General features: G+C 64.2%; 37 protein-coding genes. 1 reads left to right on the top strand and 36 read right to left on the bottom strand.

The features are described from left to right. Window positions 1–34: 34 nt before the first annotated feature. Both ACTODO_RS01390 and ACTODO_RS01395 read right to left on the bottom strand, forming a co-directional pair. Window positions 35–937 carry a DUF4862 family protein gene (locus ACTODO_RS01390; RefSeq protein ID WP_034512555.1) on the bottom strand — a complete coding sequence of 301 codons (903 nt, stop codon included), beginning with the start codon at window positions 935–937 and terminating at the stop codon, window positions 35–37. A 5-nt stretch (window positions 938–942) separates the two neighbouring features. Further along, window positions 943–2,418, bottom strand: a complete 1,476-nt coding sequence (locus tag ACTODO_RS01395) for an MFS transporter (RefSeq protein ID WP_003790540.1) — start codon at window positions 2,416–2,418, stop codon at window positions 943–945. Between the two features lie 263 nt (window positions 2,419–2,681). Between ACTODO_RS01395 and ACTODO_RS01400 the strand changes: the two genes are divergently transcribed. Next, window positions 2,682–4,919 (top strand): sialidase family protein, encoded by a 2,238-nt coding sequence (locus tag ACTODO_RS01400; protein ID WP_003790542.1) that lies wholly within the window; start codon window positions 2,682–2,684, stop codon window positions 4,917–4,919. A 141-nt stretch (window positions 4,920–5,060) separates the two neighbouring features. On the opposite strand, the gene glmM is transcribed toward ACTODO_RS01400, so the two are convergent. The 34 genes from glmM to rplC all read right to left on the bottom strand — a co-directional run bounded on the left by glmM (window position 5,061) and on the right by rplC (window position 25,412). Next, on the bottom strand, window positions 5,061–6,413 hold the full coding sequence (gene glmM, locus ACTODO_RS01405) for a phosphoglucosamine mutase (RefSeq protein WP_003790544.1): 1,353 nt from the start codon (window positions 6,411–6,413) through the stop codon (window positions 5,061–5,063). A 181-nt stretch (window positions 6,414–6,594) separates the two neighbouring features. Continuing rightward, window positions 6,595–7,086, bottom strand: a complete 492-nt coding sequence (rpsI, locus tag ACTODO_RS01410) for a 30S ribosomal protein S9 (RefSeq protein WP_009054763.1) — start codon at window positions 7,084–7,086, stop codon at window positions 6,595–6,597. 38 nt (window positions 7,087–7,124) lie between these two features. Further along, the gene (gene rplM, locus ACTODO_RS01415; RefSeq protein WP_016460312.1) at window positions 7,125–7,568 is read right to left on the bottom strand and encodes a 50S ribosomal protein L13; all 444 of its coding nucleotides are present in this window, start codon (window positions 7,566–7,568) and stop codon (window positions 7,125–7,127) included. Window positions 7,569–7,771: 203 nt separating this feature from the next. Continuing rightward, on the bottom strand, window positions 7,772–8,680 hold the full coding sequence (locus tag ACTODO_RS01420) for a tRNA pseudouridine synthase A (RefSeq protein WP_003790549.1): 909 nt from the start codon (window positions 8,678–8,680) through the stop codon (window positions 7,772–7,774). Then, a complete protein-coding gene (locus ACTODO_RS01425) occupies window positions 8,677–9,426 on the bottom strand; it encodes an ROK family protein (RefSeq protein WP_003790551.1) in 750 nt (249 codons plus the stop codon). The genes ACTODO_RS01420 and ACTODO_RS01425 overlap by 4 nt, the downstream gene beginning before the upstream one ends. Before the next feature lie 85 nt (window positions 9,427–9,511). Then, a complete protein-coding gene (gene rplQ / locus ACTODO_RS01430) occupies window positions 9,512–10,081 on the bottom strand; it encodes a 50S ribosomal protein L17 (protein WP_003790552.1) in 570 nt (189 codons plus the stop codon). 43 nt (window positions 10,082–10,124) lie between these two features. Beyond that, window positions 10,125–11,120, bottom strand: a complete 996-nt coding sequence (locus tag ACTODO_RS01435; protein ID WP_003790553.1) for a DNA-directed RNA polymerase subunit alpha — start codon at window positions 11,118–11,120, stop codon at window positions 10,125–10,127. Window positions 11,121–11,244: 124 nt separating this feature from the next. Then, window positions 11,245–11,655, bottom strand: a complete 411-nt coding sequence (gene rpsK / locus ACTODO_RS01440; RefSeq protein ID WP_003790556.1) for a 30S ribosomal protein S11 — start codon at window positions 11,653–11,655, stop codon at window positions 11,245–11,247. A gap of 61 nt (window positions 11,656–11,716) precedes the next feature. Beyond that, the gene (gene rpsM / locus ACTODO_RS01445; RefSeq protein ID WP_005872704.1) at window positions 11,717–12,091 is read right to left on the bottom strand and encodes a 30S ribosomal protein S13; all 375 of its coding nucleotides are present in this window, start codon (window positions 12,089–12,091) and stop codon (window positions 11,717–11,719) included. A 148-nt stretch (window positions 12,092–12,239) separates the two neighbouring features. Continuing rightward, window positions 12,240–12,353 (bottom strand): 50S ribosomal protein L36, encoded by a 114-nt coding sequence (gene rpmJ / locus ACTODO_RS01450; protein ID WP_003790577.1) that lies wholly within the window; start codon window positions 12,351–12,353, stop codon window positions 12,240–12,242. Between the two features lie 40 nt (window positions 12,354–12,393). Further along, on the bottom strand, window positions 12,394–12,615 hold the full coding sequence (gene infA / locus ACTODO_RS01455) for a translation initiation factor IF-1 (protein WP_003790580.1): 222 nt from the start codon (window positions 12,613–12,615) through the stop codon (window positions 12,394–12,396). A 457-nt stretch (window positions 12,616–13,072) separates the two neighbouring features. Continuing rightward, entirely contained in the window at window positions 13,073–13,981 is a 909-nt protein-coding gene (locus tag ACTODO_RS01465; protein WP_003790582.1) for a type I methionyl aminopeptidase, read from the bottom strand. A 3-nt stretch (window positions 13,982–13,984) separates the two neighbouring features. Continuing rightward, on the bottom strand, window positions 13,985–14,563 hold the full coding sequence (locus tag ACTODO_RS01470; protein ID WP_003790584.1) for an adenylate kinase: 579 nt from the start codon (window positions 14,561–14,563) through the stop codon (window positions 13,985–13,987). Further along, window positions 14,560–15,852 (bottom strand): preprotein translocase subunit SecY, encoded by a 1,293-nt coding sequence (gene secY / locus ACTODO_RS01475; protein WP_003790585.1) that lies wholly within the window; start codon window positions 15,850–15,852, stop codon window positions 14,560–14,562. The genes ACTODO_RS01470 and secY overlap by 4 nt, the downstream gene beginning before the upstream one ends. Before the next feature lie 257 nt (window positions 15,853–16,109). Further along, entirely contained in the window at window positions 16,110–16,574 is a 465-nt protein-coding gene (gene rplO / locus ACTODO_RS01480; RefSeq protein ID WP_003790587.1) for a 50S ribosomal protein L15, read from the bottom strand. Between the two features lie 2 nt (window positions 16,575–16,576). Further along, window positions 16,577–16,762 carry a 50S ribosomal protein L30 gene (rpmD, locus tag ACTODO_RS01485; protein WP_003790588.1) on the bottom strand — a complete coding sequence of 62 codons (186 nt, stop codon included), beginning with the start codon at window positions 16,760–16,762 and terminating at the stop codon, window positions 16,577–16,579. Then, window positions 16,762–17,451: a 30S ribosomal protein S5 gene (rpsE, locus tag ACTODO_RS01490; RefSeq protein ID WP_003790589.1), complete on the bottom strand. Its 690-nt coding sequence runs from the start codon at window positions 17,449–17,451 to the stop codon at window positions 16,762–16,764. Before rpsE ends, rpmD begins: the two co-directional genes overlap by 1 nt. A gap of 28 nt (window positions 17,452–17,479) precedes the next feature. Next, entirely contained in the window at window positions 17,480–17,851 is a 372-nt protein-coding gene (rplR, locus tag ACTODO_RS01495) for a 50S ribosomal protein L18 (protein WP_003790591.1), read from the bottom strand. After that, the gene (rplF, locus tag ACTODO_RS01500) at window positions 17,851–18,393 is read right to left on the bottom strand and encodes a 50S ribosomal protein L6 (RefSeq protein ID WP_003790593.1); all 543 of its coding nucleotides are present in this window, start codon (window positions 18,391–18,393) and stop codon (window positions 17,851–17,853) included. Before rplF ends, rplR begins: the two co-directional genes overlap by 1 nt. Window positions 18,394–18,408: 15 nt before the next feature. Next, entirely contained in the window at window positions 18,409–18,807 is a 399-nt protein-coding gene (gene rpsH / locus ACTODO_RS01505) for a 30S ribosomal protein S8 (RefSeq protein ID WP_003790595.1), read from the bottom strand. Window positions 18,808–18,869: 62 nt separating this feature from the next. Continuing rightward, window positions 18,870–19,055, bottom strand: coding sequence for a type Z 30S ribosomal protein S14 (locus tag ACTODO_RS01510; protein ID WP_003790603.1), 186 nt, complete (start codon window positions 19,053–19,055; stop codon window positions 18,870–18,872). 3 nt (window positions 19,056–19,058) lie between these two features. Continuing rightward, on the bottom strand, window positions 19,059–19,604 hold the full coding sequence (gene rplE / locus ACTODO_RS01515; protein ID WP_003790605.1) for a 50S ribosomal protein L5: 546 nt from the start codon (window positions 19,602–19,604) through the stop codon (window positions 19,059–19,061). Window positions 19,605–19,606: 2 nt separating this feature from the next. Continuing rightward, window positions 19,607–20,038, bottom strand: a complete 432-nt coding sequence (rplX, locus tag ACTODO_RS01520; RefSeq protein WP_003790606.1) for a 50S ribosomal protein L24 — start codon at window positions 20,036–20,038, stop codon at window positions 19,607–19,609. Between the two features lie 3 nt (window positions 20,039–20,041). Continuing rightward, window positions 20,042–20,410: a 50S ribosomal protein L14 gene (gene rplN / locus ACTODO_RS01525; protein ID WP_003790609.1), complete on the bottom strand. Its 369-nt coding sequence runs from the start codon at window positions 20,408–20,410 to the stop codon at window positions 20,042–20,044. A gap of 88 nt (window positions 20,411–20,498) precedes the next feature. After that, window positions 20,499–20,765 (bottom strand): 30S ribosomal protein S17, encoded by a 267-nt coding sequence (gene rpsQ, locus ACTODO_RS01530; RefSeq protein ID WP_003790611.1) that lies wholly within the window; start codon window positions 20,763–20,765, stop codon window positions 20,499–20,501. Window positions 20,766–20,770: 5 nt separating this feature from the next. Continuing rightward, window positions 20,771–21,004 (bottom strand): 50S ribosomal protein L29, encoded by a 234-nt coding sequence (gene rpmC / locus ACTODO_RS01535; protein WP_003790613.1) that lies wholly within the window; start codon window positions 21,002–21,004, stop codon window positions 20,771–20,773. Next, window positions 21,004–21,423 carry a 50S ribosomal protein L16 gene (rplP, locus tag ACTODO_RS01540; RefSeq protein ID WP_003790615.1) on the bottom strand — a complete coding sequence of 140 codons (420 nt, stop codon included), beginning with the start codon at window positions 21,421–21,423 and terminating at the stop codon, window positions 21,004–21,006. Before rplP ends, rpmC begins: the two co-directional genes overlap by 1 nt. A gap of 5 nt (window positions 21,424–21,428) precedes the next feature. Beyond that, window positions 21,429–22,238, bottom strand: a complete 810-nt coding sequence (gene rpsC, locus ACTODO_RS01545) for a 30S ribosomal protein S3 (protein ID WP_003790618.1) — start codon at window positions 22,236–22,238, stop codon at window positions 21,429–21,431. 1 nt (window position 22,239) lies between these two features. Beyond that, window positions 22,240–22,611, bottom strand: coding sequence for a 50S ribosomal protein L22 (gene rplV / locus ACTODO_RS01550; RefSeq protein WP_003790620.1), 372 nt, complete (start codon window positions 22,609–22,611; stop codon window positions 22,240–22,242). A 29-nt stretch (window positions 22,612–22,640) separates the two neighbouring features. Beyond that, window positions 22,641–22,922, bottom strand: coding sequence for a 30S ribosomal protein S19 (rpsS, locus tag ACTODO_RS01555; protein WP_003790621.1), 282 nt, complete (start codon window positions 22,920–22,922; stop codon window positions 22,641–22,643). A gap of 16 nt (window positions 22,923–22,938) precedes the next feature. Next, entirely contained in the window at window positions 22,939–23,775 is an 837-nt protein-coding gene (gene rplB, locus ACTODO_RS01560; RefSeq protein ID WP_003790623.1) for a 50S ribosomal protein L2, read from the bottom strand. Between the two features lie 22 nt (window positions 23,776–23,797). Then, window positions 23,798–24,103: a 50S ribosomal protein L23 gene (gene rplW / locus ACTODO_RS01565; protein ID WP_003790626.1), complete on the bottom strand. Its 306-nt coding sequence runs from the start codon at window positions 24,101–24,103 to the stop codon at window positions 23,798–23,800. After that, a complete protein-coding gene (gene rplD / locus ACTODO_RS01570; protein ID WP_009054699.1) occupies window positions 24,100–24,744 on the bottom strand; it encodes a 50S ribosomal protein L4 in 645 nt (214 codons plus the stop codon). Before rplD ends, rplW begins: the two co-directional genes overlap by 4 nt. A 2-nt stretch (window positions 24,745–24,746) precedes the next feature. Further along, window positions 24,747–25,412: a 50S ribosomal protein L3 gene (gene rplC, locus ACTODO_RS01575; protein WP_003790629.1), complete on the bottom strand. Its 666-nt coding sequence runs from the start codon at window positions 25,410–25,412 to the stop codon at window positions 24,747–24,749. Between the last annotated feature and the right edge of the window lie 3 nt (window positions 25,413–25,415).

A 25,415-nucleotide genomic window follows, 5' to 3' on the forward strand; every position in this document is an offset into this window, starting at 1 on the left:
CACGATGCGGATGCCGCGCCCGGCGACGATGCCGTTACTCGCCGATGCCGCAGGCCCGGTAGATGTTGGTCAGCATGGCCAGACGCTGCTCGAGGGACGCATCCTTGGGGACGCAGACCTTCGCGCCGAGGTAGTTGACTCCGCCCTCGACGGCGGCCCGTGCACAGCGAGCGATCTCGGCCTCGTCCATGAGCGAGGTCGGCTCGTCGGCCTGCGCGGGCAGGTGGCCGTCGATCCAGGAGTAGCCGTACTGGGTTTCCTCCGGGCCTGCGCCCGAGAAGATGATGCCGTCCAGGACGCCGCGCTTGCCAGCCTCGAGCACGTGCTCGTAGGCGGTGTCCGCACTGCGGCCCTCCACGGCGGAGCGGCCCCAGTTGAGGTGGATGCCGATGCCCGCCTCGGAGACGATGTCGATCTCGGATTCGAGGGAGAGGAAGCCCTTTTCGGGGTTCTGCTCGGGGATGTACTTGTCGCAGTGCTCAATGACGAGCGTGGCCCCGCACCAGTCCCAGGTGGCCACCTCGGCGAGCGAACGCTTGAAGGCGTCCGCCTGCGCCAGGCGCGTGGGCGCCGAGTGCAGCTGCACGCGGGCGACCAGCTGGCGTCCCGCTCGCTCACACAGGGCGGCGAGGTCATCGCGCAGCGCGCGGGTGAAGTCAAGAGCGGCGGCGCGTCCGGCCTCGTCGGGCGAGGCCAGGCCGAAGTTCTCGTTCTTCCACACGTTCTGCATGGTGCCGGGAATCGCGGTGATCGTGTTGAAGTCCCAGTGGGCGGCCAGGTGGCCAGCCAGCACGTCGCCCTGGGTGGCGAGCTGCCCCGGGTAGGGGATCTCGACGCCACTCACCCACGGCTGATCCGCGAGGAGTCGGTAGTAGTCTGCCTCCAGCTCCGGTGCCGGATGCGACGCGTACGCGCCGATAACGAAAGGAAGTGTCATGGTGGTCATCCTTCTGCGATGATTTCGTCGTTTCCATCTTCAGGACGAACATACTCCGGTCCCACCATCCTCTGCAGCAGACGCGGAATGTTCGCGCCGATGGAGACCATGACGATCGCAGCGAATCCGAAGGACAGAATCGCGAGGGCCATACCGAGGCCGAGCTGATCGGCGATCGCAGCCCCCAGGACGGGGCCGACCGCGCCGCCGAGGGCACCGACGTTGTAGCAGAAGCCGAGGCCGGCAGCGCGCTTGTCGACCGGGAAGTAGGAGGACACCCACTTGGGCAGCAGGCCCGAAACACCCTGGCCGAACATCTGCTGGAAGAAGAGCAGACCGGCAACGAGAGCAACGTACTTCCCATCCTGCGTGAACAGCGGGAAGACGATGATCTGCGACAGCAGCAGGGAGATGGCGTACCAGCGACGCATGCCGAACTTGTCGCCCGCGAATCCGGCGATGATGTAGCCCACAGCGTTGCCGAGGCCGGCGAAGGACACGACGTTCGCGACGACCTTCTGGTCCATACCAACACCGTGCAGGTAGGTCGGCAGAAGGCCCTGGATCGGCCAGGTGTACATGAAGGAAGCGAAGATCGTCAGCATGATCGCGATGCCGATGATCCAGCGATTCGAGTCGAACTGGATGATCAGGTAGATGAAGACGATCGCGCACACGACACCGATCAGGCTGACCGCAACAATGCCACCCACCTGCTGAGTGAAGATCACCATTAGACCGACGAAGGCGATCACAACGACGGCATAGTTGAGGATCTTGCGCTGCCCACCGAAGAGCACGGCGAGCATATCGTTCTTCTCACCATCACCCTTCTCTTTGGCCTCACTCCAGTCCGCAGCCTCGGGCAGGGTGCGCCGCATGTAGATGGCGACGACGATCGGGACGATGCCCGTGAGGAAGAGGGCTCGCCAGCCCCAACCGGGGTGAACCGAATCGACCCAGGTCACGAAGTACTTGTCGACCTGAGCAGCGGCGATAACACCAAAGGCGTAGCCGGAGAGCAGGAAACCCGACGCCTTGTTGCGCATGTGCTTGGGCCACGACTCGATGACATAGGCAGCAGATGCCGAGTATTCGCCGGCCATTGCAAAGCCGATGACGAGGCGCAGGATGAAGAGAATCCAGAAGTTAGGAGCGAGAGCGCAGGCGATAGAGCCGAAGGCGAACATGAAGATCGACAGGACCATCGCAGGCTTACGTCCGTAGCGATCGCCAATAGCTCCGAGCACGAGGCCACCGATCCAGCGGCTGATGAAGGCGGCCGAAATCAGGGATGCGCTCTGGACCAGCGTCAGACTGAACGCTTCCTTGATCGCGGGGAGCGCAAAGGAGATCAGAACGAAGTCGTAGCCGTCCAGCAGCACGCCGATCCATGCGGCGAAGAAGGCCTTGCGATCTTCTTTGGTCAGGTATTGATACCAGGGCTTTTTCGGAAGCACCTGTGCGGGGGACGTACTCATGATGAGTGCCTTCCTGAAATTTCATCGTCGAATAACGAGGGGCTGTGAGTCCAGATGTCTAACTAGCAAGTTGTCAGACAACTTGCAGCAATGTTAGCTCTCTCTCATTCTGGAGTCAATACGAAATATTGGCAAAATCTCTATATTGCCAACGAAACACCACAGTGCTAATCTGTCTGATAACTTCAGCATTGTGACTGATCGCACGCTCAGCTTCGCAATGATGCGAGGCGAAATCAGCAACTAACAGAAAGGTGTCAAGCATGAGCATCGACGCAGGTCACCCGGGAATCTCCTGGACTTTACAGTTCCGAGCACGCATCGATGGAGCATTGATTGAGCTCCACAGCACGGCCGACACAGGGTGGCACCTGTTCATCCGCTCCAGCGCCCTCTTCCTCGAGGGATCAACAAACGCCATGTCCTTCGCCCTGGACATGGAAGACACTGCCTCCGTCACGGACGGCACCTGGCACTCTCTCGCGATCACGGCCACCAGCGCGGGCTCCAAGATCTTCCTCGACGGCTACCAGTGCTTCTCTACGACCGCAGACCTCTCCCCCGCTGCCAGCGGCCCCGAGGCTACTCTCGAACTCACGCCGGGAGCCGGCATCGACATTCGATCCTTCACAGAGCATGACGGCGTTCTCTCCCCCGCAGAGATCCTCGCACTCTCGCCCGCCCCCACCCCGCTCATCGAGTTTGCCGCCGCTCACCTGTCGGATTACGACGTCGCCGAACTCTCTGAGCTCACCGCGGGCACGATCTTCGCCCGCTACCGCGTGCGCGGACCGGGCCAGCACGGCACGATCCTCGCGGCGGGTGGTGGCGGCACCGAGCAGCTCAACCTGTCCGTGACGGAAGAAGGCATCGAGTACAAGGTCCTCGGGCGACGGGGCGAGTGGCGTACATTTACGGCCCACGGGCACTGGGACCAGGGACACTGGCACGACGTCGTCGTTCGCGTCGGACACGGCGCAGTACAGATCTACGTGGACGGCTACCTTGAGGCTCACCTGCCCGGACAGGCATTCTTCGCAGCCGTCGATTCCCTCGACGAGGTCGTCATCGGTCAGGACACCTCCGGGTCTCGCCTCTTCGGCGAGGTCCGCAATGCGACACTCTACTCGTCGGTCCTCAACGATTCGCAGATCAAGAAGCTCTCCTCGATCGCTCCGGTCGACACGCAATGCCTGTTCGATGCCGGGTTTCACGACTCGATCAGCTACCGCATCCCCTCACTGATCACCCTGGAATCCGGAGTCGTTGTCGCAGGCGCCGACCAGCGTGAGACCATCGCGAACGACTCACCCAACTCGATCAACTTCACGGTTCGCCGCTCGTTCGACGGAGGACACACGTGGGGCGACCTCCAGACAGTCCTCACCTACCCCGGTCACGGCGCCAAGGGTGCATCCGTCATCGACTCATGCGTCGTGCAGGACCGCCGCAACGGACGCCTCGTTATCCTCATCGACCACTTCCCGGGCGGCATCGGCCAGCCAAACGCCGAGGCCGGCCTCGGCGTCGACGAACGGGGCCGGTACATCCTGCACGACGCCAACGGTGCCACCTACACGTGGAACCAGGATGGAAGCGTCACGGACGCCGACGGCAACACCACTGCATTCACGGTCTCCGAGCGCGGCGACGTCACCGTCACGGAAGGCGGACAGGAATCCTCCGGTGGCAACGTATTCCTCGCCGATGGCGTCGATCCCCACCAGACACTGTTGACGGCCCGGACCTGCTTCCTTCAAATGATCTACTCCGACGACGACGGCGAGACTTGGTCCGGCCCCTTCAACCTCAACCAAGACGTGAAGGAAGAATGGATGTCCTTCTGCGGGACCTCCCCGGGCACGGGCGTGCAGCTGCGCAGCGGGCGCCTCGTCATCCCGATCTACTACAACGGGGACCACAAGCGTCACTTCTCCGCATCCGTCGTTTACTCCGATGACGGCGGTACGACATGGAAGCGCGGCAAGTCTCCCAACGACGGGCGCATCTTCGAGGGCCGCGAGATCGACTCACGCACGCTCGACACCGAAGCGGCCGCGACGCACGAGGCCACGCTCATCGAGCGCGCCGACGGCTCACTCCTCATGCTCATGCGCAACCAGCACCCCAGCGGAAAGGTCGCGGCGACCGTCAGCACCGACGGAGGCGAAACCTGGAGCGACGTGTTCTTCGCCGAGGAGATCACCGAAATCTTCTGCCAGCCGAACGCGGTTCCCTGGCCGACGGAGGACTGCCCCGAGCGCGTGGTGTTCGCGAATGCCTCGCAGATGCGTCCCTACCGCGGCCGCGGCGTTCTGCGCCTGTCCGAAGACGGCGGGCGGACGTGGATCGCATCTCGCACATTCAACCCGGCCCACTACGTCTACCAGTGCATGACGATCCTCCCCGACGGGGCTCTGGGCTTGCTGTGGGAGCGTGAGATGCAGGGCCTGTACTTCAGCCGCATCCCGCTGGAGTGGATCGAGGCCGCCAAGATCTGACGACTCGTCGTACACCAGCACGAGGCCGCCTGCTGCACACTCCACACAGGAGGGCGACAGGCGGCCTCGTACGCCAACAACACATACACAGAGGGCGGGCACCGGCTGGTGCCCGCCCTCACGCGTACATCTCTCAGACGCTCACAGCGCCAGGTTCTCCTTGACGACGTCCGCCAGCGAAGCGGCGACCGAGTCGGCCTCTTCCTGCGTGGCAGCCTCGACCATGACGCGCACGAGCGGCTCCGTGCCCGAGGGACGCAGAAGCACGCGGCCGGTCTCTCCCAGACGGGCCTCTGCGGCCGCCACGGCCTCAGCAACAGCCTCGTTCGTCGAGGCACCAGCGCGATCCACGCCGCCCACGTTGATGAGGGTCTGCGGCAGGCGCTGGATGAAGGAGGTCAGGTCCGCCAGGGAGCGGCCCGACTCCTTCACCATGCGGGAGACGAGCAGCGAGGACAGGATGCCGTCGCCGGTGGTCGCATGGTCGCGGGCGATGATGTGGCCGGACTGCTCGCCGCCGAGCGAGTAGCCGGACGCCAGCATCTCCTCAAGCACGTAGCGGTCGCCCACGCCGGTCTGCACGGTCTTAATACCAGCCTCCCGCATGGCGATCAGCAAGCCCAGGTTGCTCATGACGGTCACGACCAGCGTGTCCTTGGCGAGAGTGCCGCGCTCAAGAGCGTTCACGGCCAGAGAACCCATGATCTTGTCGCCATCGATGAGGTTGCCCTCGTGGTCGACGGCGAGGCAGCGATCGGCGTCTCCGTCGTAAGCAACACCAAAGTCGCAGCCGGCCTCGACGACGGCGGCCTGCAGGGACTCGGGGTGCGTGGAACCCGCGTTGAGGTTGATGTTGCGCCCATCGGGGGACGCGTTGATGACGGTGATATCCGCGCCGAGCTCGCGGAACACGGCCGGCCCCAGCTCGGAGGCCGCACCATTCGCACAATCGATCGCGATCTTCATGCCGCGCAGATCGGTGCCGATCGCCTCGACGAGGTGCGCAATGTAGGAGTCTTTCGCCCATGCGTGGTCGGCGTTGATCTCACCGACGGCGTCGCCGGTGGGACGATCCCACTCAGTGTTCACGAGCGCCTCGATCTGGTCCTCCACGGAGTCGGCCAGCTTGTAGCCTCCGTGGGCAAAGAACTTAATGCCGTTGTCAGGCATGGGGTTGTGCGAGGCGGAGATCATGACGCCCAGGTCCACGGTGTCCTCCGTGGCCGTCAGGTGGGCGACCGTCGGCGTGGTGACAACGCCAATCCGGGTGACGTCCATACCGGCGCTCGCCAGACCCGCCGCAAGTGCGTGGTCGAGGAACTCGCCCGAAATACGGGTATCGCGCCCGATGATCGCGCGGGGCTTGGAGCCGTCCGCACGCAGGGAGCCGCCGAACTGGCGGGCAGCCGCCTCGCCGAGCTGCAGCGCGAGGTCCGCAGTGATGTCAACGTTCGCCAGTCCTCGCACGCCATCCGTGCCGAACATCCTGGGCATAGTCTCTCCGTTCAGTGGGTCATACGACTGCACTAAGCCTACCGCGCCCGCGCCTTCTCCTTGGTACGAGGCCGGGGCACGGACAGCGGAGGCGCTCACATCCTGGCACGTGGTGATGGGGAAACAAAGGCCGCGCCCCGCAGGAGCGGGACGCGGCCAACAGAAAAAGTGCTGAGTGAAATCAGCGCTTCGAGAACTGCGAAGCCTTGCGGGCCTTCTTGAGGCCTGCCTTCTTACGCTCGGTGGCGCGGGCATCGCGGGTCAGGAAGCCAGCCTTCTTGAGGGCCGGACGGTTCGCGTCGCGGTCGATCTCGTTGAGGGCGCGCGACACGCCGAGGCGCAGGGCGCCGGCCTGGCCGGAGACGCCGCCGCCGTTGATGCGGGCGATGACGTCGAAACGGCCGTCAATGTCGAGCAGCACGAAGGGGGACTTCACCAGCTGCTGGTGCAGCTTGTTGGGGAAGTAGTCCTCAAGGGTGCGACCGTTGATGGTCCACTTGCCGGAGCCGGGGACCAGGCGAACGCGGGCGACGGCCTCCTTGCGGCGGCCCAGGCCCGCGCCGGGCGCAGTGATGGACTGACCGGCGCCGGCGGGCGCCGACTCGGTCTCGGACGTGTAGGAGCTGGGGACGACTTCCTCGTCCAGCTCAGCGGAAACGATGGTCTCAGCCACGGTTCTCCTCAGGGTCAAAGGCGTTCAGCGACCGAAGGTCACTGAGCCACCTGGGTCAGTTCGTAGGGAACCGGCGACTGGCCGGCGTGGGGGTGCTCCGGGCCAGCGTAAACGTGCAGCTTCTTGAACTGCGCGCGGCCGAGGGAGTTGTGAGGAAGCATGCCCTTAACGGCCTTCTCGACGGCGCGCTCAGGCGTCGCGGCGAGGAGGTCGCGGTAAGCGGTCGCGGTCAGGCCACCGGGACGACCGGAGTGACGGTAGGCCATCTTCTGGTCGAGCTTCTTGCCGGTCAGAGCGACCTTGTCCGCGTTGATGATGATGACGTTGTCGCCCATGTCCATGTGAGGGGCGAACGTCGGCTTGTGCTTCCCACGGAGGAGGGCAGCGGTCTGGGCTGCCAGGCGACCGAGGACGACGTCGGTGGCGTCAATGACGTACCACTTCTTGTCTGCGTCCCCAGGCTTGGGTGAATAGGTGCGCACGGGCGTAACCTTCAATTCTTGTTGGTCATGGGACGCCGCGCCGGTTTTTCCGGGGGCATCCGCGATGAAACGGTTCGCGCGAGGCGTCGGCGAGCGCTCCTAGCGAGTGGGAGACACTAGGTACTCTGCTGACGCACAGCACTAGCCATATTATCTGTGCTCAGCCCGGCGGTCAAAGCGCGGCGAATACTGTGTCACATTCCTCAGCCGTCGTCGCCGCAGCACGTGTCGCGCCTGGCCCGGGCCTGCTCGGCCCGCGCGCTCCACTGCGAGGGATCGGGATACTCCACGCCCTCGAGGGTGAGCCCGTGTGCGGGGGCGATCGGCGCGGCCTCGGAGCGGGACCGGGCCCGCAGGATCTGCACGGGGTAGGTGACGTCGCGCGCGCCAGAGCCCACCAGCAGCAGCGCCCCCACCAGGGAGCGGACCATCGAGTGGCAGAAGGCATCCGCCTCGACTCGGAAGACGAGGGTCCCCTCGGCGTCACGCTCGGCGAGCAGGGTACGCAGGGTTCGGATCGTCGTGGCTCCCTCGCGCGGACGACAGAACCCGAGGAAGTCATGTTCCCCGAGGAGCGCGGCCCCGGCCTCGTTCATGGCAGCCTCGTCGAGGGGTTCTTCGACCCACAGGCGATCCCAGCGCCCGAGGGGCTCGGGACGGTCGGACACCCGGTAGGCGTAGGAGCGGCCGAGGGCGGAGAAGCGCGCGTCGAAACTGGGGTCAACGACGGCGGCCGAGTAGATGCGCACGTCGCAGGTGCCGCGCGCGGCAGCAAGGTCTCGGCCACGCGCGCGCTCGCCGTAGCGGCCGGAGAGGATCTTGTTGAGTCGGCGGACAATCGCCGAGGCCACGGCCTGCTCGTTGGACTCCCCTCCCCTGGGCGACAGGCGTGCCCAGGCGGCCTCGGAGATGTCCGCGTGACAGACCTGGTGACGCGCATGAACACCCGCGTCGGTACGACCGGCGACCGTCGTCACGACGTCTTCGCGCGAGGCCATGGCCAGCGCCGCCTCGACCTCACCCTGGACGGTGCGCAGTCCGGGCTGGGCGGCCCAGCCACGAAAGTCGGTGCCGTCGTAGCCCAGGTCGAGGCGTAGGCGCCGCGCGCTCACAGCTCCCACGCCCGAACGCCGCCGATGATGCCCGCGTCGTTGGGCACAACCATCACGTCATCGCCCATGAGGCGCAGGTTCGAGGCCGTGATGCGCTTGGAGTTGCCGCCACCCAAGTAGAGGCGATCCCACATGTACATGGGGCGCAGGCCATCCACGACGCGACGGACCCGGCGCGACCAGTGCACGTCACCCAAGCGCAGGCGCTCATGCTCGCCGATGTAGTCGTCGTAGGTCAGACCCCAGCGAACGGGTCCCTGAGAGACCTCCACGTGAGGCGCCAGCTGGCCGCCGTCAAACACCGCGTTACCGAGGCCGGTTCCCAGGGTGATGATCATTTCGAGACCGCGGCCCGTGATAGCGCCAGCGCCAGCGACCTCTGCGTCGTTCAAGACCTTGGTGGGCAGGGCGAGGGCCTGCTCAATCGCCCGGCCCATGTCAAAGTGATCCCACCGCTCGACCAGCTCGGGCAGCACGCGCGAGCGCGGCCCATCGCGGGTGATGTAGTGCGGCGTTGCGATGACGACGCCGTGGCGGATCATTCCCGGCATACCCATCGTCACTCGCGTCGGAGTGGGAAGCTCACGCGCGAGGCCAATAACGGTTTCCACGAGGAGCTCAGGAGGCAGCGGGTAAGGAGTGGGCACCCTGTGAGGCGGGGCCATCATCGTGCCGCGCTCATCCACGACGGAGCCCTTAATGCCGCCGCCGCCGCAGTCAATCGCCAACGTCATCTCACGAGTCATGGCTTCAGGCTACCGGATACGGCAAGAGCCGGACACTCCTTGCGGAATGTCCGGCCCAATGCTCGAGTTGATCAGTGACTCACGGTCACTTCTCGTCGGCGACCTGCTCGGCGGCGTCAGCAGCCTTGCCGGCCTCGGCGGCAACTTCCTCGGCCTCGTTGGCCTTGGCGAGATCGCCTTCCTCGCGAGCCTCTTCGGCGCGCTCGGCGGCAGCCTCGGCGGCCTTCTCGGCCTCTTCGGCGACGGCCTTGGCGGCGGTCTTCTCGGCAGCCTTCACGACGGCTTTCTTCTCGACCTTCTCCATGACGAGCTCAATGCGCATCAGGGGAGCGTTGTCGCCCTTGCGGTTGCCGACGCGGATGAGGCGGGTGTAGCCGCCGGCGCGCTCGGAATCCATCGCGGGAACGAGCTCCTCGAAGAGGATCGCGACGATGCCCTTGTTGGGGATCTTCTTCATGACCGTGCGGCGGGCGTGCTGGTCGCCACGCTTGGCCTTGGTGATGAGCTTCTCGACGTAGGGGCGCAGGGCCTTAGCCTTGGCCTCGGTCGTCGTGATCGCACGGTGTTCGATGAGCTGAGCTGCCAGGTTCGACAGGATCAGCTTCTGGTGTGCCGGGCTACCGCCCAGACGAGCACCCTTCTTGGGGGTGGGCATGAGTTTCTCCTACGGATTCAATGCGTCCATCGGACGCACGGGGTCAGATGGACTGGTCGTCCGAAAAGATCGCGGCGGACTCCGAGTCACCGAAGCTCGGCATGACCGAGTCCTTCAGCGTCATACCAAGGGCCGCCAGGGACTCCTTGATCTCTTCGATCGACTTGGTGCCGAAGTTGCGGATGTCGAGCAGGTCGGCCTCCGAGTGAGCAACCAGCTCGCCGACGGTCAGAATGCCGCGGCGACGCAGCGCGTTGTAGGAACGCGACTGCAGGTTCAGGTTCTCGATCGGGAGAGCCAGATCGGCTGCGAGGGTGGCGTCGGTGGTGGACGGACCCACCTCGATGCCTTCCGCTTCCTCGTTCAGTTCACGCATGAGGCCGAACAGCTCCACCAGCGTCTTGCCGGCCGAGGCCAGTGCATCGCGCGGGGTGATCGCCGGCTTGGTCTCCACGTCGATGACGAGGCGATCAAAGTCGGTGCGCTGCTGAACACGCGTCGCCTCGACCTTGTAGGTCACCTTGACGACGGGCGAGTAGATCGAATCAATCGGAATGCGAGAGATCTCGGCCTGCGGATCCTTGTTCTGAGCAGCCGACACGTAGCCGCGGCCACGCTCGACGGTCAGCTCGATCTCCAGCTTGCCCTTCTCATTGAGGGTGGCAAGGTGCAGATCGGGGTTGTGGATCTCCACGCCGGCGGGAGGCGTGATGTCGCCGGCGAGAACCTCGCCGGGGCCAGCCTTCCGCAGGTACATGACGACAGGCTCGTCGTTCTCGCTGGACAGGACGATCTGCTTGATGTTCAGGATGATCTCAGCGACATCTTCCTTCACGCCTTCGATCGTGCGGAACTCGTGGGGGACGCCATCAATACGGATGGACGTCACCGCTGCACCCGGGATCGAGGACAGGAGGGTACGACGCAGGGAGTTACCCAGCGTGTAGCCGAACCCAGGCTCGAGGGGCTCCAGGGTGAAACGGGAGCGCAGGTCGCTGACCTTTTCTTCGGTCAGGATGGGTCGCTCTGCAATGAGCACGTCTATTCCTTTCTGGCCGGTGCCCGCTATATGACACCGGATATGGGAACCTGCTGAAGCAGGCTAAGGGAGTAAGAACCCGAAGGTTCAGACGTGGGGAGGGCAATGCCCTCCCGTCCACAAGTCAGCCGCGGCGGCGCTTCGGCGGGCGGGTGCCGTTGAAGGCCTGAGGCGTGACGTCCTGGATCGAACCGATCTCGAGGCCGGCGGCCTGGAGGGAACGGATCGCGGTCTCACGGCCGGAGCCGGGACCCTTCACGAAAACGTCAACCTTCTTCATACCGTGCTCCTGGGCGCGACGAGCCGCAGCCTCGGCCGCGAGCTGCGCGGCGAAGGGGGTGGACTTACGCGAACCCTTGAAGCCAACCTGGCCGGAGGACGCCCAGGCGACAACCGCGCCCGTGGGGTCCGTGAGGGAAACGATGGTGTTGTTGAACGTCGACTTGATGTAGGCGTGGCCGTTGGTGACGTTCTTCGAAATCTTGCGACGCGGCTTGCGGGCACCGCCCGAGCGCGAGGTCTTTGCTGCTGCCATTTCTGGTTCAGTTCCTTCTTGTCGCGGAAAGCTATCCCGAGGGAATTCGCTCTCCTAGGCCTTACTTGGCCTTCTTCTTGCCTGCAACGGTGCGCTTGGGGCCCTTGCGGGTACGCGCGTTGGTCTTGGTACGCTGACCGTGGACCGGCAGGCCACGACGGTGGCGAAGGCCCTGGTACGAACCGATTTCGATCTTGCGACGAATGTCGGCCTGAACCTCACGGCGGAGGTCACCCTCAACCTTGAAGTTTGCCTCAATGTAGTCACGAAGCTTGACGAGTTCCTCTTCCGTCGCGTCCTTCACGCGAGTGTCCGGGCTGACGCCGGTGGCGGCGAGGGTCTCTGCCGCGCGGGTGCGGCCGACTCCGTAGATGTATGTGAGCGCGATCTCGAGCCGCTTCTCGCGGGGGAGGTCGACGCCGGCAATACGTGCCATGGTGATGTTGCTCCAGTTGTTCATCGGAGGTCGTCATCGCTCAATCCGGGCGAGCAGCCCGGCCTCGGCCTCCGAACCGAGGGTCACCCACGAGTGGGCGCTTAGAGTGATGCTGTGGGGCTTTGTGCCCCGCGGGTCGCAGCGGGTCTCAGCCCTGGCGCTGCTTGTGCCTGGGGTTGTCGCAGATGACCATGACGTTGCCGTGGCGACGAATCACCTTGCACTTGTCACAGATCTTCTTGACACTCGGCTTGACCTTCATGGTTGTTACCTCCACTGCCCGCTGGGCAGTTTGTGTCGGGTCACTTGTAGCGGTAGACGATACGGCCTCGGGAGAGGTCGTAGGGGCTCAGCTCGACGACAACTCGATCCTCGGGCAGGATGCGGATGTAGTGCTGACGCATCTTTCCCGCAATGTGGCCGAGAACCACGTGGCCATTCTTCAGTTCCACACGGAACATCGCGTTAGGCAGGGCCTCAACGACCGTGCCTTCCATCTCAATGACGCCGTCTTTCTTCGCCATATCCTCCGTTTATCCTCTACATGTCTCGGATAGGTTGCGGCGGATGCCGCTAGGCATAGTGCACCAACGAATGCCGGATGCAGATACGCCCAAGGAACTACTCTACGGCATTCACGCCCATCGGTGGTAGTCAGGGCCCCTGTCGGTTCGCTCACGTTTAATGCGTCACATTTCAGCGAAACGCCGCCACAGTCTGTCTCATATCGACGAGGCCGGGGTTCGCCACGCGCCACCAGTGCGGAGAGCGCCGGCGGGGCCGCAGGGCCTGGCCGGGCTTCGAGCCGACGCGCCGAGCGAAGCTCGCGGCGCGGACGGCGAGCGGGCGGGCGGGCCGACGGCGCTCGGAAAACCGGTGGCGCAGCCAGCAGAAACACCTGTGATCAGGCCGCGACCTCGTCGACGAACGAGTCGGGCCCGGCACCTCCGTGAGGTACCGGGCCCGCAGCCATCCGTCGTGTCAGTCGAGCGACACCGGAGTAACACCGTAGGGCGCCAGGCCGGCCACTCCCCCGTCGCGCGCCGTCAGAACGGAGACACCGTCCTCGGTGATCGCGATCGAGTGCTCCCAGTGGGCGGCGTCGCGACCGTCGACCGTGCGCACCGTCCACTCGTCGTCGTCCGTCTGCGAGGCAATGTTGCCACGCGTCAGCATCGGCTCAACCGCCAGGACCATGCCCGGCTTGAGCCGAGCCTGAATGCCGCGAACGTTGTAGTTGAGAACATCCGGAGGCATGTGCATCTTCGTACCGATGCCATGGCCAACGAACTCCTCGATAATGCCAGCTTCCCAGCCATTGATCAGAGCGTTCTCTGCAACAACGGTCTCGACCGCATTGCCGACCGCGCTAATACGCTTGCCGGTCGCGAGCCCCGTGAGGGCAGCCCACAGGGACTCACGCGTCACGGCATCCAGCTGGCGACGCTCACGAAGCAGGTTCTCGTCCACTCCGGCGATAGCGCCGGTAGCCCGCTCCCCCGCCGCGAAGTCAGCGTCCGACACGAAAGCTTCACCTACGATGACGCTGAAGGCAGCGTCTCCGTGCCACTGACGGCCGCCGCGCTCCACGTACGCACCGCAGTCGAAAGACACGATGTCTCCGGGAGCCAGCTCATAGTCGCCCGGGATGCCGTGAACGATCACATCGTTGACCGAGATACACACCGTCGCCGGATAGCCGTAGTAGCCCTTAAAGTTAGAGGTCGCTCCCTCGTCGGCGATCGCCTGGGCGCTGACCTCGTCCAGCACACGCGTCGTAATGCCGGGGCGGATAGCGCCGCGCAGGGCCTCGTGGATGGACGCGACGACCAGACCGGCCTCGCGCATCCAACGAAGCTCCTGCGCGGACTTCAGTTCAATGCGAGGCATCGCTCAGTTCTTTGCCACCGAGTCAAGGATCGCGAAGATGCGAGCCGTAACCTCGTCAATCGTGCCACTGCCATCGACAACCTCCAGGAGGTCCTGGTCGACGTAGTAGGTGGCGACGGGCAGCGTCTGCTGGTGGTAGACCTCCAGTCGGTGACGGATGACGGGCTCAGTGTCATCCGTGCGGTGCTGCTCCTGAGCGCGCTTGAGCATGCGCGCCACGACCTCGTCCTCGTCCACCTGGATCTCCAGGACAACGTCAATGGACTTGCCCAGATCGAGGAGCATGTCGCGCAGGACGTGCGCCTGCTCCACGGTACGCGGGTAGCCGTCAAGGAGGAAACCGTCGGCAGCGTCGGGGGCTGCGAGGCGCGCCTTTACCATGGCGTTCGTGACCGAGTCAGGAACGAACTCGCCACGGTCCATGTAGGCCTGCGCTTGCTTGCCGATCTCCGTACCTTCCGCCATGTTGGCGCGGAAGATGTCGCCCGTCGAAATAGCCGGAATACCGAGGCGCTCAGCGATACGCGAGGCCTGGGTGCCCTTGCCAGCTCCGGGAGGGCCGAGGAGGATGACGACTGTCATTTCAGGAATCCTTCATAGTGATGCTGCTGCAGCTGCGTGTTGATTTCCTTCACCGTCTGCAGACCAACGCCAATGATGATGAGCAGCGTGGTGCCACCGAAGGGCATCTGCGAGCTCGACAGCTGCAGCGGAATGATCGCGAGAGACGGCAGAAGGGCAATGATCACCAGGTAGAGGGCACCAGCAGAGGTGATTCGGTTAATCACGTAACGCAGGTACTCGGCCGTGGGACGACCCGCACGGTAACCGGGGATAAAGCCTCCATACTTCTTCATGTTGTCCGCAACCTCGTCCGGGTTGAACGTAATAGCGGTGTAGAAGAAGGTGAAGAACAGAGTCATCAGGGCGTAGATCGTCAGGTAGAACGAGCTGCCCTGCGTGAAGTGCGCAGAAATCCACTGAACCCACTTGTCGTTCGGGCTGCCGAACTGCGCCGCCATCGGAGGCAAGGCGAGGATCGAGGAGGCGAAGATGACGGGAATAACGCCCGACATGTTGATCTTCAGCGGAATGTAGGTGGTGGTGCCGCCGTACTGGCGACGCCCAATCATGCGCTTGGCGTACTGGACCGGGATGCGGCGCTGGGCCTGCTCAACGTAGACGACGGCAATCGCGACGAGGAGAAGCAGGGCGACGATAGCGGCGACCGAACCCCACTTGCCGGCCTGGCCGATAGACAGGAGCTGCTCGGGCAGACGGGCCGCGATAGACGTGAAGATCAGCAGCGACATGCCGTTACCGATGCCCCGCTCCGTGATGAGCTCGCCCAGCCACATGATCACGCCGGTACCGGCCATCATGACGATGATCATCATGATGAAGGTCATGACCGAACGGTCCTTGATGATGTCGTGGTTGCACGACTGGAAGAGCTGACCGCTGCGGGCCAGCGAGATCGTCGTGGTCGCCTGCAGGATGCCCAGGAAGATCGTGAGGTAACGCGTGTACTGCGTCAGCTTCGCCTGGCCCGTCTGACCTTCCTTATGGAGGTCATCGAAGCGAGGAATAACTACCCTCAGCAGCTGAATGATGATCGACGCGGTGATGTAGGGCATGATACCCAGGGCGAAGATCGACAGCTGCAGAAGTGCTCCACCCGAGAACAGGTTGACGAGGTCGAGCAGCGACGCCTCCGACTCTTGCGCCATACAGCGCTGCACGGCCTGCGAGTCAACACCGGGCGTCGGAATGAACGAACCCAGCCGGAACGCGGCCATGATGAAAAGGGTAAAGAGCAGCTTCCGACGCAGGTCGGGGGTACGGAACGCCTGGGCGAATGCACCGAGCAAGGCTTCCTCCTACGGGTGATGGGCATGCGGGGCAGAGCCCCTAGACTGATCCAGCTTACCCGACACGGGTAGTGGTTGGCGATATCCAATCATTAAAAAAGCGCATTGCCGCGTATTTAACGAGACGCGACGCGCGAAATCCCCATCTCATGGGGTGAGTTGCTTTCGCGGGTGAGGCGCCACTTGACAGCTCCTCACCCGCGAAAAGACAGACACGTAACGGGGGTGGCCCCTCACGGGACCACCCCCGTTCAGCGTCAGCGGGCCGAGATGGACCCGCCGGCAGCCGTGATCTTCGCCTCGGCGGAGGACGACCAGGAGTCGACCTCAACCTCGAGCTTGACGCTCAGTTCGCCGGTACCGAGCACCTTGACGGGCGCGGAGTCGCGAACGGCGTGCTTGGCGATGAGATCCTCAACCGTGACCTTGCCACCCTCGGGGAAGAGCTCCCCGAGCTTGCCTACGTTCACGACCTGGTACTCAACGCGGAAGGGGTTCTTGAAGCCGCGAAGCTTCGGCAGACGCATGTGAATCGGCATCTGACCACCCTCGAAGCCGGCAGCAACCTGGTAACGGGCCTTGGTGCCCTTGGTACCACGGCCAGCGGTCTTACCCTTCGAACCTTCACCGCGACCCACGCGGGTCTTCGCGGTCTTGGCTCCCGGGGCAGGACGCAGGTGGTGCAGCTTAACGATCTGCGTCTTGTTCGTGGAGTCCGCCATTGTCAGTCGACCTCCTCAGCGGTCACCAGGTGACGCACGGTGCGAACGGCGCCCAGAACGACGTCCGTCTGCTCACGCACGACACTCTGGCCGATCTTGCGCAGCCCGAGGGTGCGCAGCGTGTCCTTCATGTTCTGCTTCGCGTGAGCAGAGGACTTGACCAGCGTGATCTTGATGTTCTTCGCCATCACTTAGCCTCCCCTGCAGCGGCCTTGTCGGCCTCGGCGGCCTCGGCAGCCGCGCGCTTCTCGGCCTCGCCCTCTGCGCGAGCGCGCAGCATGGACGCGGGAGCAACGCGCTCGAGGGGCAGGCCGCGACGTGCGGCGACAGCCTCGGGCTGCTCGAGCTGCTTGAGTGCGTCAACCGTCGCGTGGACGATGTTGATCGCGTTGGACGAGCCCAGCGACTTGGTGAGCACGTCGTGGACGCCTGCGGCCTCCAGGACGGCGCGCACCGGGCCGCCGGCGATAACGCCGGTACCGGGGGCAGCCGGACGCAGGAGGACGACACCGGCGGTGTCGCGGCCCTGCACCACGTGCGTAATCGTGCGGCGGATCATCGGGACGCGGAAGAAGTTCTTCTTCGCCTCCTCGACGCCCTTGGAAATGGCCTGAGGAACTTCCTTGGCCTTTCCGTAGCCGACACCCACCGTGCCTTCGCCGTCACCCACGACAACCAGGGCGGTGAAGGAGAAACGACGTCCACCCTTCACAACCTTGGAGACGCGGTTGATCGTCACGACGCGCTCGATGTACTCGTTCTTGTTCTCGTTGTTCCGGCGGTTATCGCGATCGTTGCCGCGGCCGGAGCGGCGCTCACGGCGATCGTTGTTCTCGCCCGCGCCCGAACCGTTCCTGTCTCGCTGCTGTGCAGCCATCAGATGATCTCTCTTTCTTTCGGCTCGTTCACAGCTCGAGTCCGCCCTCACGGGCGGCCTCGGCAACGGCCGCAACGCGACCTGCGTACTTGTTACCACCGCGGTCGAAGACGACAGCGGAGATACCGGCAGCCTTCGCACGCTCGGCGATCAGTGCGCCGACCTTGCGAGCCTTGTCGGTCTTCGTGCCCTCGGAACCAGCGACCTCGGTCTCGATGTCGGAGGCCGACACCAAGGTGTGACCAACCGTATCGTCGATGACCTGAGCCACCATGTGGCGGTTCGAACGGGTGACGACCAGACGGGGACGCTCGGGCGTGCCGTTGATCTTCTTGCGGAGGCGGAGGTGACGGCGCTTGCGAGCGACGAACTTGCCCTTGCCCTTGATCGAGTAAGCCATCACTTACCAGCCTTTCCGACCTTGCGACGGATGGTCTCGCCCACGTAGTGGATGCCCTTGCCCTTGTAGGGCTCCGGCTTCTTCAGCTTGCGGATGCGAGCAGCGGTCTCACCGACGAGCTGCTTATCGATTCCGGAGACCGTGAACAGCGTCTGGGACTTCGGCGCAATTGTGAACTCGATGCCCTCGGGCGGGGTGATGGTGATCGTGTGGGAGAAGCCCAGGGAGAACTCGAGGTCCTTACCCTTGGCGACCACGCGGTAACCGGTACCCGTGATTTCGAGTTCCTTCTTGTAGCCCTCGGTCACGCCGACGATCATGTTGGCGATCAGGGTGCGCGACAGTCCGTGGAGCGAACGCGAGGTGCGCTCGTCGTTCGGACGCTCGACGATAACCTGACCGTCTTCGATCTTGGCGGTGATCGGCTCGGCAACAACGTGGGAGAGGGTGCCCTTGGGGCCCTTCACCGACACGTTCTGGCCGTCGATCGTGACGTCAACACCGGCGGGAATTGCGATGGGGTTCTTACCAATTCGCGACATTGTTCAGCCTCCTCATCACCAGATGTAGGCGAGGACTTCCCCACCCACACCCTTCTCGGCTGCCTGACGGTCCGTGAGCAGGCCGGAGGACGTGGACAGGATAGCCACGCCGAGGCCGCCGCGGACCTTGGGCAGGTTGGTGGACTTGGCGTACACGCGCAGACCAGGCTTGGACACGCGCTTGAGCCCCTGGATCGCGGCCTCGCGGTGCGCGCCGTACTTCAGGTTGATCGTCAGGGTCTTGCCCACGCGGGCATCCTCGACGGAGGTCGAGGCAATGTAGCCTTCCTCGACCAGGATGTTCGCAATCGCGTTCTTGAGCTTCGAGTACGGCATGGAAACCGTATCGTGGTGCGCACGAGTCGCGTTGCGCAGACGCGTCAGCATATCTGCAATCGGGTCTGTCATTGTCATGGGGGTTTATTCCCCTTCCTCGTCGCGGTTTCTCCGGTTACCCGGGACCTGCGACGTTCGTTTTACCAGCTGCTCTTGGTGACACCGGGGAGTTCGCCACGGTGGGCGAGCTCGCGCAGGCACACGCGGCACAGTCCGAACTTGCGGTACACCGAGTGCGGACGACCGCAACGGTTGCACCGGGTGTAGGCACGCACGCCGAACTTCGGCTTGCGGGCAGCCTTGACCTTCAGGGATGTCTTGGCCATGGGTCAGTCCTCCTTGAACGGGAAGCCGAGGTGACGGAGAAGGGCGCGACCCTCTTCGTCGGTGGTGGCCGAGGTGACAACCGTGATGTCCATGCCGCGCACTCGGTCGATCGAGTCCTGATCGATCTCGTGGAACATCGACTGTTCCGTGAGACCGAAGGTGTAGTTGCCGTGACCGTCGAACTGCTTAGGAGACAGTCCGCGGAAGTCACGGATACGGGGAAGCGCCGTCGAGAGGAGGCGATCCAGGAACTCCCACATGCGGTCGCCGCGAAGCGTGACGTGCGCACCGATCGCCTGGCCCTCACGCAGCTTGAACTGCGCGATGGACTTCTTGGCGCGGGTGGTCACGGGCTTCTGGCCGGTGATCGCGGTGAGGTCGCGGAGCGCGCCCTCGAGTGCCTTCGAGTCGCGAGCGGCCTCGCCGACACCCATGTTGACAACGATCTTCGTCAGTCCGCCGACCTGCATGACGTTCTCGTGCTTGAACTCAGCACGGAGCGCCTCGCGGATCTCGGAGACGTACTTTTCCTTCAGACGCGGGGCCATGCTCAGATCTCCTTGCCCTGCTCAACGCCGCGCTTCGCGCCACCACGAGCCACGCGGACTCGGACGGTGCGGGTGCGGCCGCCGCGCTCGACGGTGTCCTCGCGGAAACCGGCGCGAACGCGCTTCTTGGTCTCGGGGTCGACCAGTGCGACCTTGGACAGCGAGATGGGGGCCTCGATAGTCTCGATACCGCCGGCGCTGCCCTGCTGGCCCTGACGCACGTGGCGCGTCTTCAGGTTGATGCCCTCGACGAGGACCTTACCCTCAGCCGGGAACACCTGGATGACGCGGCCCTGCTTGCCCTTGTCGCCGGGGGTCAGGGGCTCAAGGCCCTCTTCCGCACGGCGGGCGTTGCGCTCAGCCAGCGCCTTCTCGTCGGACGTGCGTCCGCGAACGACCTCAACGAGGTCATTCTTACGAATCTTGGCTGCCATGGATCAGATCACCTCCGGAGCGAGGGAGACGATACGCATGAACTTCTTGTCACGCAGCTCGCGGCCCACGGGGCCGAAGATACGCGTGCCACGCGGCTCGCCATTGTTGTTGATGATGACGGCCGCATTCTCGTCGAAACGAATGTAGGAACCGTCGGGGCGGCGGGTTTCCTTACGCGTGCGAACGATCACTGCCTTGACGACTTCGCCCTTCTTGACGTTGCCGCCGGGAATGGCGTCCTTCACGGTGGCGACAATCGTGTCGCCGATACCCGCGTAGCGCCGACCCGAGCCACCGAGAACACGGATGGTCAGGATCTCCTTGGCCCCTGTGTTGTCGGCGACCTTCAGTCGCGACTCCTGCTGAATCATTTTCTATTGACTCCTGTCGTCGTGCCGGTTCTCTTCCGGATTGTACCGGTCGAGCCTTGCCGAACGGATTTCGGTCTGTGAGCGAAGGTCACTTCGCCTTTTCGAGGATCTCCACAACGCGCCAGCGCTTGGTGGCCGACAGCGGGCGGGTCTCCATGATGAGGACGAGATCGCCGACGCCGCACTCGTTGTGCTCGTCGTGAACCTTGACCTTCTTGTTCTTGCGCATGACCTTGCCGTAGAGGGCGTGCTTGACGCGGTCCTCGATCTGGACGACAACGGTCTTGTCCATCTTGTCGCTGACGACGTAGCCGCGACGGACCTTACGCTCGTTACGAGCGGTGGTTTCTGCCATCAGGCTCACTCCTCAGTGCTCGGGGCGGTGCGGTAGCCAAGCTCCCGCTCGCGCGCGATGGTGTAGATCCGGGCAATGTCGCGGCGCACGGTCTTCATGCGACCGTGATCCTCGAGGTTGCCAACGGCCTGCGCAAAACGCAGGTTGAACAGCTCAGCCTTAGCCTTCTCGAGCTCCTTGGACAGCTGGGAGTTGTCCATGGCGTCGAGCTGCTCGGTGGTCAGACCCTTATCTGCCATCAGATATCACCACCCTCTCGGACCACGAAGCGGGTCTTGATAGGAAGCTTGTGCTGGGCACGGCTGAGGGCCTCGCGAGCGAGCTCCTCGGGGACGCCTGCCAGCTCGAACATGACACGTCCGGGCTTGACGGGGGCAACCCACCATTCCGGAGCACCCTTACCGGAACCCATTCGGGTTTCGGCGGGCTTCTTCGTCAGGGGACGGTCCGGGAAGATGTTGATCCAGACCTTACCGCCACGCTTGATGTGACGCGTCACGGCAATACGTGCCGCCTCAATCTGACGGTTGGTGATGTACGCAGCCTCGAGAGCCTGGATTCCGTAGTCGCCGAACGCGAGTTCGGTGCCACCGGAGGCAAAGCCAGTGCGGTGAGGACGGTGCTGCTTGCGGTACTTAGTCCGACGGGGAATGAGCATTGGGCTCAGGCCTCCGATCCGGTCGTGGGCGCAGTGGCCTCGGAGGCCGAAGCCTCACGGGGAGCCTGCTGCGCAGCGGTCTCCTGGTTGGGGCGTCCACCGCGGCGGGGGCCACGGCGGCCATCGCGACGTCCGCCACGCTGGGCCTGCTCGGCCTGCTGGCGAGCGAACTCGCGCTCGGTGATGTCGCCCTTGTAGATCCACACCTTGACGCCGATGCGACCGAAGGTCGTACGGGCCTCGTGGAATCCGTAGTCGATGTTCGCGCGGAGGGTGTGCAGCGGCACGCGGCCCTCACGGTAGAACTCGGAGCGGGACATTTCAGCGCCACCCAGACGGCCGGACACCTGGACACGAATGCCCTTGGCGCCAGCGCGCTGCGCGGACTGGATGCCCTTACGCATCGCACGACGGAAGGACACGCGAGCAGCGAGCTGCTCGGCGATGCCCTGCGCAACGAGCTGTGCTTCGAGGTCGGGATTCTTGACCTCAAGGATGTTCAGCTGGACTTGCTTGCCCGTCAGCTTCTCGAGCTGAACGCGCAGGCGGTCGGCCTCTGCACCACGGCGACCGATGACGATGCCCGGGCGGGCGGTGTGCAGGTCGACGCGAACGCGGTCACGCGTGCGCTCGATGCTCACCTCGGCGATGCCGGCGCGCTCGAGGTTGTCGGTCAGGAACTTGCGGATCGCGACGTCTTCGGCCACGTAATCCGCGTAGCGCTGTCCCTTGGTGGTGGAGTCGGAGAACCAGCGAGACCGGTGGTCAGTGGTGATTCCCAGACGGAACCCGCGGGGGTTGACCTTCTGACCCATATCAGCGGTCTCCCTTCTTCTTGTCTTCCTTGGTCCCCACCACGATGGTGATGTGGGAGGTGCGCTTCAGGATACGACCGGCGCGCCCCTGTGCACGGGGACGAATGCGCTTCATGGTCGGACCCTCGTCCACGTATGCCTCCAGGACGAGCAGGTCGGCCTCGTTGAAGGTCTCTCCGGCGTTCTCAGCCTTGACCTTCGAGTTGGCGACGGCGCTCAGGAGCACCTTGCGGACATCGGTGGCGACGGCCTGCGGGGCGAACCGCAGAATGTCGGCGGCCTCCAGAACACGCTTGCCGCGAACCTCGTTCACAACACGGCGGGACTTCTGGGGCGTGACGCGGATGAATCGCGCCTGCGCCTTGGCTTCCATGTATCTGCCTCTTCTTCCGTGGGGCCGGCTCAGCGCCGACGTCCCTTACGATCGTCCTTGTCGTGGCTGCGGAAAGTACGCGTGGGAGCGAACTCGCCGAGCTTGTGGCCCACCATCGACTCGGTGACGAAAACGGGCACATGCTTACGGCCGTCGTGGACGGCAATGGTCAGACCCAGGAAGTCCGGGGTAATGACCGAGCGACGCGACCAGGTCTTGATGACGTTCTTAGAGCCGGATTCGTTCGCGGCGTCGACCTTCTTGAGCAGGTGGTCGTCGACGAACGGGCCCTTCTTCAAACTACGCGGCATTTCAATCGACTCCTACTCAGCGGTTCTTGCCGGTCTTGCGACGGCGGACGATCATGCGATCGGACGCCTTCTTCGGACGACGCGTACGGCCCTCGGGCTTGCCCCAAGGCGACACGGGGTGACGACCACCGGACGTGCGGCCTTCACCACCGCCGTGCGGGTGATCGACCGGGTTCATAACGACACCACGGACGTGCGGGCGCTTGCCCTTCCAGCGCATACGGCCGGCCTTGCCCCAGTTGATGTTCGACTGCTCGGCGTTGCCGACCTCGCCGATGGTGGCGCGGCAGGTGGCCTCGACGTTGCGGATCTCGCCGGAGGGCATACGCAGCTGGGCGAAGCGGCCTTCCTTAGCGACGAGCTGCACGGAGGTGCCAGCGGAGCGGGCGATCTTGGCGCCGCCACCCGGGTAGAGCTCAACGGCGTGCACAACGGTACCCAGGGGGATGTTGCGCAGCTGCAGCGAGTTGCCGGGCTTGATGTCAGCGCCAACGCCAGCCTCGATCTGGTCGCCCTGCTTGAGGCCGGTCGGAGCGAGGATGTAGCGCTTCTCGCCATCCGCGTAGTGCAGGAGGGCGATGCGAGCGGTGCGGTTGGGGTCGTACTCGATGTGAGCGACCGTTGCCGGGACGCCGTCCTTGTCGTGACGACGGAAGTCGATCACGCGGTACTGACGCTTGTGGCCGCCGCCGCGGTGGCGGGAGGTCACGCGGCCGTTGTTGTTACGGCCACCGGTCTTGTGCAGCGGGCGCAGCAGCGACTTCTCGGGGGTGTCGCGGGTGATCTCGACGAAGTCAGAGACGGACGAGAAGCGACGGCCCGGGGTCGTGGGCTTGTACTTGCGAATTCCCATTGTTCAAATGTCCCTTCGGTCCTCAGGCCTGATCGCCGAAGATGTCGATGGTGCCCTCACGCACGGTGACGATGGCACGCTTGACGTCCTTGCGCTTACCGATCCCGTTGCGGGTGCGGTAGGTCTTGCCCTTGCGGTTCTGGGTGGCGATGGAACCGATCTTGACGCCGAAGATACGCTCGAGGGCAATCTTGATCTCGGTCTTGTTCGCGCGGGGGTCAACCTCGAAGGTGTACTTGCCCAGGTCCATGAGGGCGAGCGACTTCTCGGTGGTGACCGGCTTCAGGATGATGTCGCGGGGGTTCTTACCCGCTTCGATCGTGCTCACTTGGTCTCCTCCTTGGTGCCGAGGAAGGACTCAAGGGCGGCCTGCGTGAAGACGATGTCATCGGCGTCCAGGACGTCGTACGTGTTCAGCTGGTCGGCCCACAGGACGTGAACCTCGGGAACGTTGCGCAGGGACAGCGCGGTCAGTTCGTTGCCACGCTCGAGGACGACGAGAGCCTGACGGTCCTCGACGATCGCGCGCAGAGCGGCGAGAGCGGCCTTGGTCGAGGGCTTGTCGCCTTCGAACAGGGCGGTGACAACGTGGATGCGGTCGGCGCGCGCACGGTCGGAGAGAGCGGAACGCAGAGCGCCCTGCTTCATCTTCTTGGGGGTGCGCTGGTCGTAGTCACGCGGCTGAGGGCCGTGGACGATGCCACCGCCGGTGAAGTGAGGCGCACGGATGGAGCCCTGACGGGCGTTACCGGTGCCCTTCTGACGGAAGGGCTTCTTGCCGCCGCCAGCGACCTCACCACGGGTCTTCGTCGCGTGCGTGCCCTGACGAGCGGCCGCAAGCTGAGCGACGACAACCTGGTGCATCAGCGGAATGTTGGTGGGAACGTCAAAGATCGAACCCGGGAGAACGACGGAGCCCGCCTTCTTGCCCTTGAGGTCGATGACGTCAACGTTACGATCGTCAGCCATGATCACGCACCCTTCACGGAGGAGCGAACCAGGACCACGCCGTTCTTCGGACCCGGGATGGCGCCGCTGATGAGCAGCAGGCCCTTCTCGGCGTCCACGGCCTGGATCGTCAGGTTCTGGACAGTACGACGGTTGCCACCCATGCGGCCGGCCATACGCAGGCCCTTGAAGATGCGACCGGGGGTTGCGCAGGCGCCGATCGAGCCGGGCTTGCGGTGGTTGCGGTGCGCACCGTGGGAGGCGGAAACGCCAGCGAAGCCGTGACGCTTCATAACGCCGGCAAAACCCTTGCCCTTGGTGGTGCCGGAGACGTCGACGCCTTCGCCAGCCTCGAAGGTGGTGGCGTCGAGTTCCTGGCCGAGCTCGTAAGAGTCATGCTCGGACGTGCGGACCTCAACGAGGTGGCGACGGGGGGCAACCCCGGCCTTCTCGAAGTGGCCCTGGAGGGGCTTGGTGACCTTACGGGAGTCAATCTCACCGAAGCCAAGCTGAATAGCGGAGTAGCCGTCGACCTCATCGGTACGAACCTGGGTCACGACGTTGGTGCCGACCTGCACGACAGTCAGGGGCACGAGGTGGCCGTCGGCATCCCACACCTGGGTCATACCGAGCTTGCGGCCGAGCAGCGCCTTGATGGGCGCGCCAGCGTGCTGCTTCTTGTTAGTCATTGC

The sequence above is a fragment of the Schaalia dentiphila ATCC 17982 genome (genome assembly GCF_000154225.1).
GTDB classification, from domain to species: domain Bacteria; phylum Actinomycetota; class Actinomycetes; order Actinomycetales; family Actinomycetaceae; genus Pauljensenia; species Pauljensenia dentiphila.

Bases quoted from the DNA above. Each gene is read 5' to 3' on its own strand.
- infA (WP_003790580.1), bottom strand. From the start codon at position 12,615: ATGGCGAAGAAAGACGGCGTCATTGAGATGGAAGGCACGGTCGTTGAG.
- ACTODO_RS01510 (WP_003790603.1), bottom strand. From the start codon at position 19,055: ATGGCCAAGACATCCCTGAAGGTCAAGGCTGCCCGCAAGCCGAAGTTC.
- rpsH (WP_003790595.1), bottom strand. From the start codon at position 18,807: ATGACAATGACAGACCCGATTGCAGATATGCTGACGCGTCTGCGCAAC.
- rpmC (WP_003790613.1), bottom strand. From the start codon at position 21,004: ATGGCAGATAAGGGTCTGACCACCGAGCAGCTCGACGCCATGGACAAC.
- rplO (WP_003790587.1), bottom strand. From the start codon at position 16,574: ATGGCGGACTCCACGAACAAGACGCAGATCGTTAAGCTGCACCACCTG.
- ACTODO_RS01470 (WP_003790584.1), bottom strand. From the start codon at position 14,563: ATGACAGTCGTCATCCTCCTCGGCCCTCCCGGAGCTGGCAAGGGCACC.
- rpsM (WP_005872704.1), bottom strand. From the start codon at position 12,091: ATGGCACGTATTGCCGGCGTCGACCTCCCCCGCGAGAAGCGGCTCGAG.
- rplQ (WP_003790552.1), bottom strand. From the start codon at position 10,081: ATGCCCACCCCCAAGAAGGGTGCTCGTCTGGGCGGTAGCCCGGCACAC.
- rpsC (WP_003790618.1), bottom strand. From the start codon at position 22,238: ATGGGTCAGAAGGTCAACCCCCGCGGGTTCCGTCTGGGAATCACCACT.
- rplD (WP_009054699.1), bottom strand. From the start codon at position 24,744: ATGGCTGACGATCGTAACGTTGACGTCATCGACCTCAAGGGCAAGAAG.
- rplC (WP_003790629.1), bottom strand. From the start codon at position 25,412: ATGACTAACAAGAAGCAGCACGCTGGCGCGCCCATCAAGGCGCTGCTC.
- rpsQ (WP_003790611.1), bottom strand. From the start codon at position 20,765: ATGGCAGAAACCACCGCTCGTAACGAGCGTAAGGTCCGTCGCGGCTAC.
- rplN (WP_003790609.1), bottom strand. From the start codon at position 20,410: ATGATTCAGCAGGAGTCGCGACTGAAGGTCGCCGACAACACAGGGGCC.
- rplV (WP_003790620.1), bottom strand. From the start codon at position 22,611: ATGGAAGCCAAGGCGCAGGCGCGATTCATCCGCGTCACGCCCCAGAAG.
- rplX (WP_003790606.1), bottom strand. From the start codon at position 20,038: ATGGCAGCCAAGATTCGTAAGAATGACCTCGTTGAGGTCGTTCGCGGA.
- rplP (WP_003790615.1), bottom strand. From the start codon at position 21,423: ATGCTCATTCCCCGTCGGACTAAGTACCGCAAGCAGCACCGTCCTCAC.
- rpsK (WP_003790556.1), bottom strand. From the start codon at position 11,655: ATGGCAGCAGCAAAGACCTCGCGCTCGGGCGGTGCCCGCAAGCCGCGT.
- ACTODO_RS01395 (WP_003790540.1), bottom strand. From the start codon at position 2,418: ATGAGTACGTCCCCCGCACAGGTGCTTCCGAAAAAGCCCTGGTATCAA.
- rpmD (WP_003790588.1), bottom strand. From the start codon at position 16,762: ATGGCGAAGAACATCAAGATCACGCTGGTCAAGTCCTCTGCTCACGCG.
- rplR (WP_003790591.1), bottom strand. From the start codon at position 17,851: ATGGCTTACTCGATCAAGGGCAAGGGCAAGTTCGTCGCTCGCAAGCGC.
- glmM (WP_003790544.1), bottom strand. From the start codon at position 6,413: ATGCCCAGGATGTTCGGCACGGATGGCGTGCGAGGACTGGCGAACGTT.
- rplE (WP_003790605.1), bottom strand. From the start codon at position 19,604: ATGGCCCCGCGTCTGAAGGAAAAGTACGTCTCCGAGATCCGCGAGGCG.
- ACTODO_RS01400 (WP_003790542.1), top strand. From the start codon at position 2,682: ATGAGCATCGACGCAGGTCACCCGGGAATCTCCTGGACTTTACAGTTC.
- rpsS (WP_003790621.1), bottom strand. From the start codon at position 22,922: ATGCCGCGTAGTTTGAAGAAGGGCCCGTTCGTCGACGACCACCTGCTC.
- ACTODO_RS01425 (WP_003790551.1), bottom strand. From the start codon at position 9,426: ATGACTCGTGAGATGACGTTGGCGATTGACTGCGGCGGCGGCGGCATT.
- ACTODO_RS01390 (WP_034512555.1), bottom strand. From the start codon at position 937: ATGACACTTCCTTTCGTTATCGGCGCGTACGCGTCGCATCCGGCACCG.
- rplB (WP_003790623.1), bottom strand. From the start codon at position 23,775: ATGGGAATTCGCAAGTACAAGCCCACGACCCCGGGCCGTCGCTTCTCG.
- rpmJ (WP_003790577.1), bottom strand. From the start codon at position 12,353: ATGAAGGTCAAGCCGAGTGTCAAGAAGATCTGTGACAAGTGCAAGGTG.
- rpsE (WP_003790589.1), bottom strand. From the start codon at position 17,451: ATGGCTGCACAGCAGCGAGACAGGAACGGTTCGGGCGCGGGCGAGAAC.
- ACTODO_RS01465 (WP_003790582.1), bottom strand. From the start codon at position 13,981: ATGCCTCGCATTGAACTGAAGTCCGCGCAGGAGCTTCGTTGGATGCGC.
- rplF (WP_003790593.1), bottom strand. From the start codon at position 18,393: ATGTCGCGAATTGGTAAGAACCCCATCGCAATTCCCGCCGGTGTTGAC.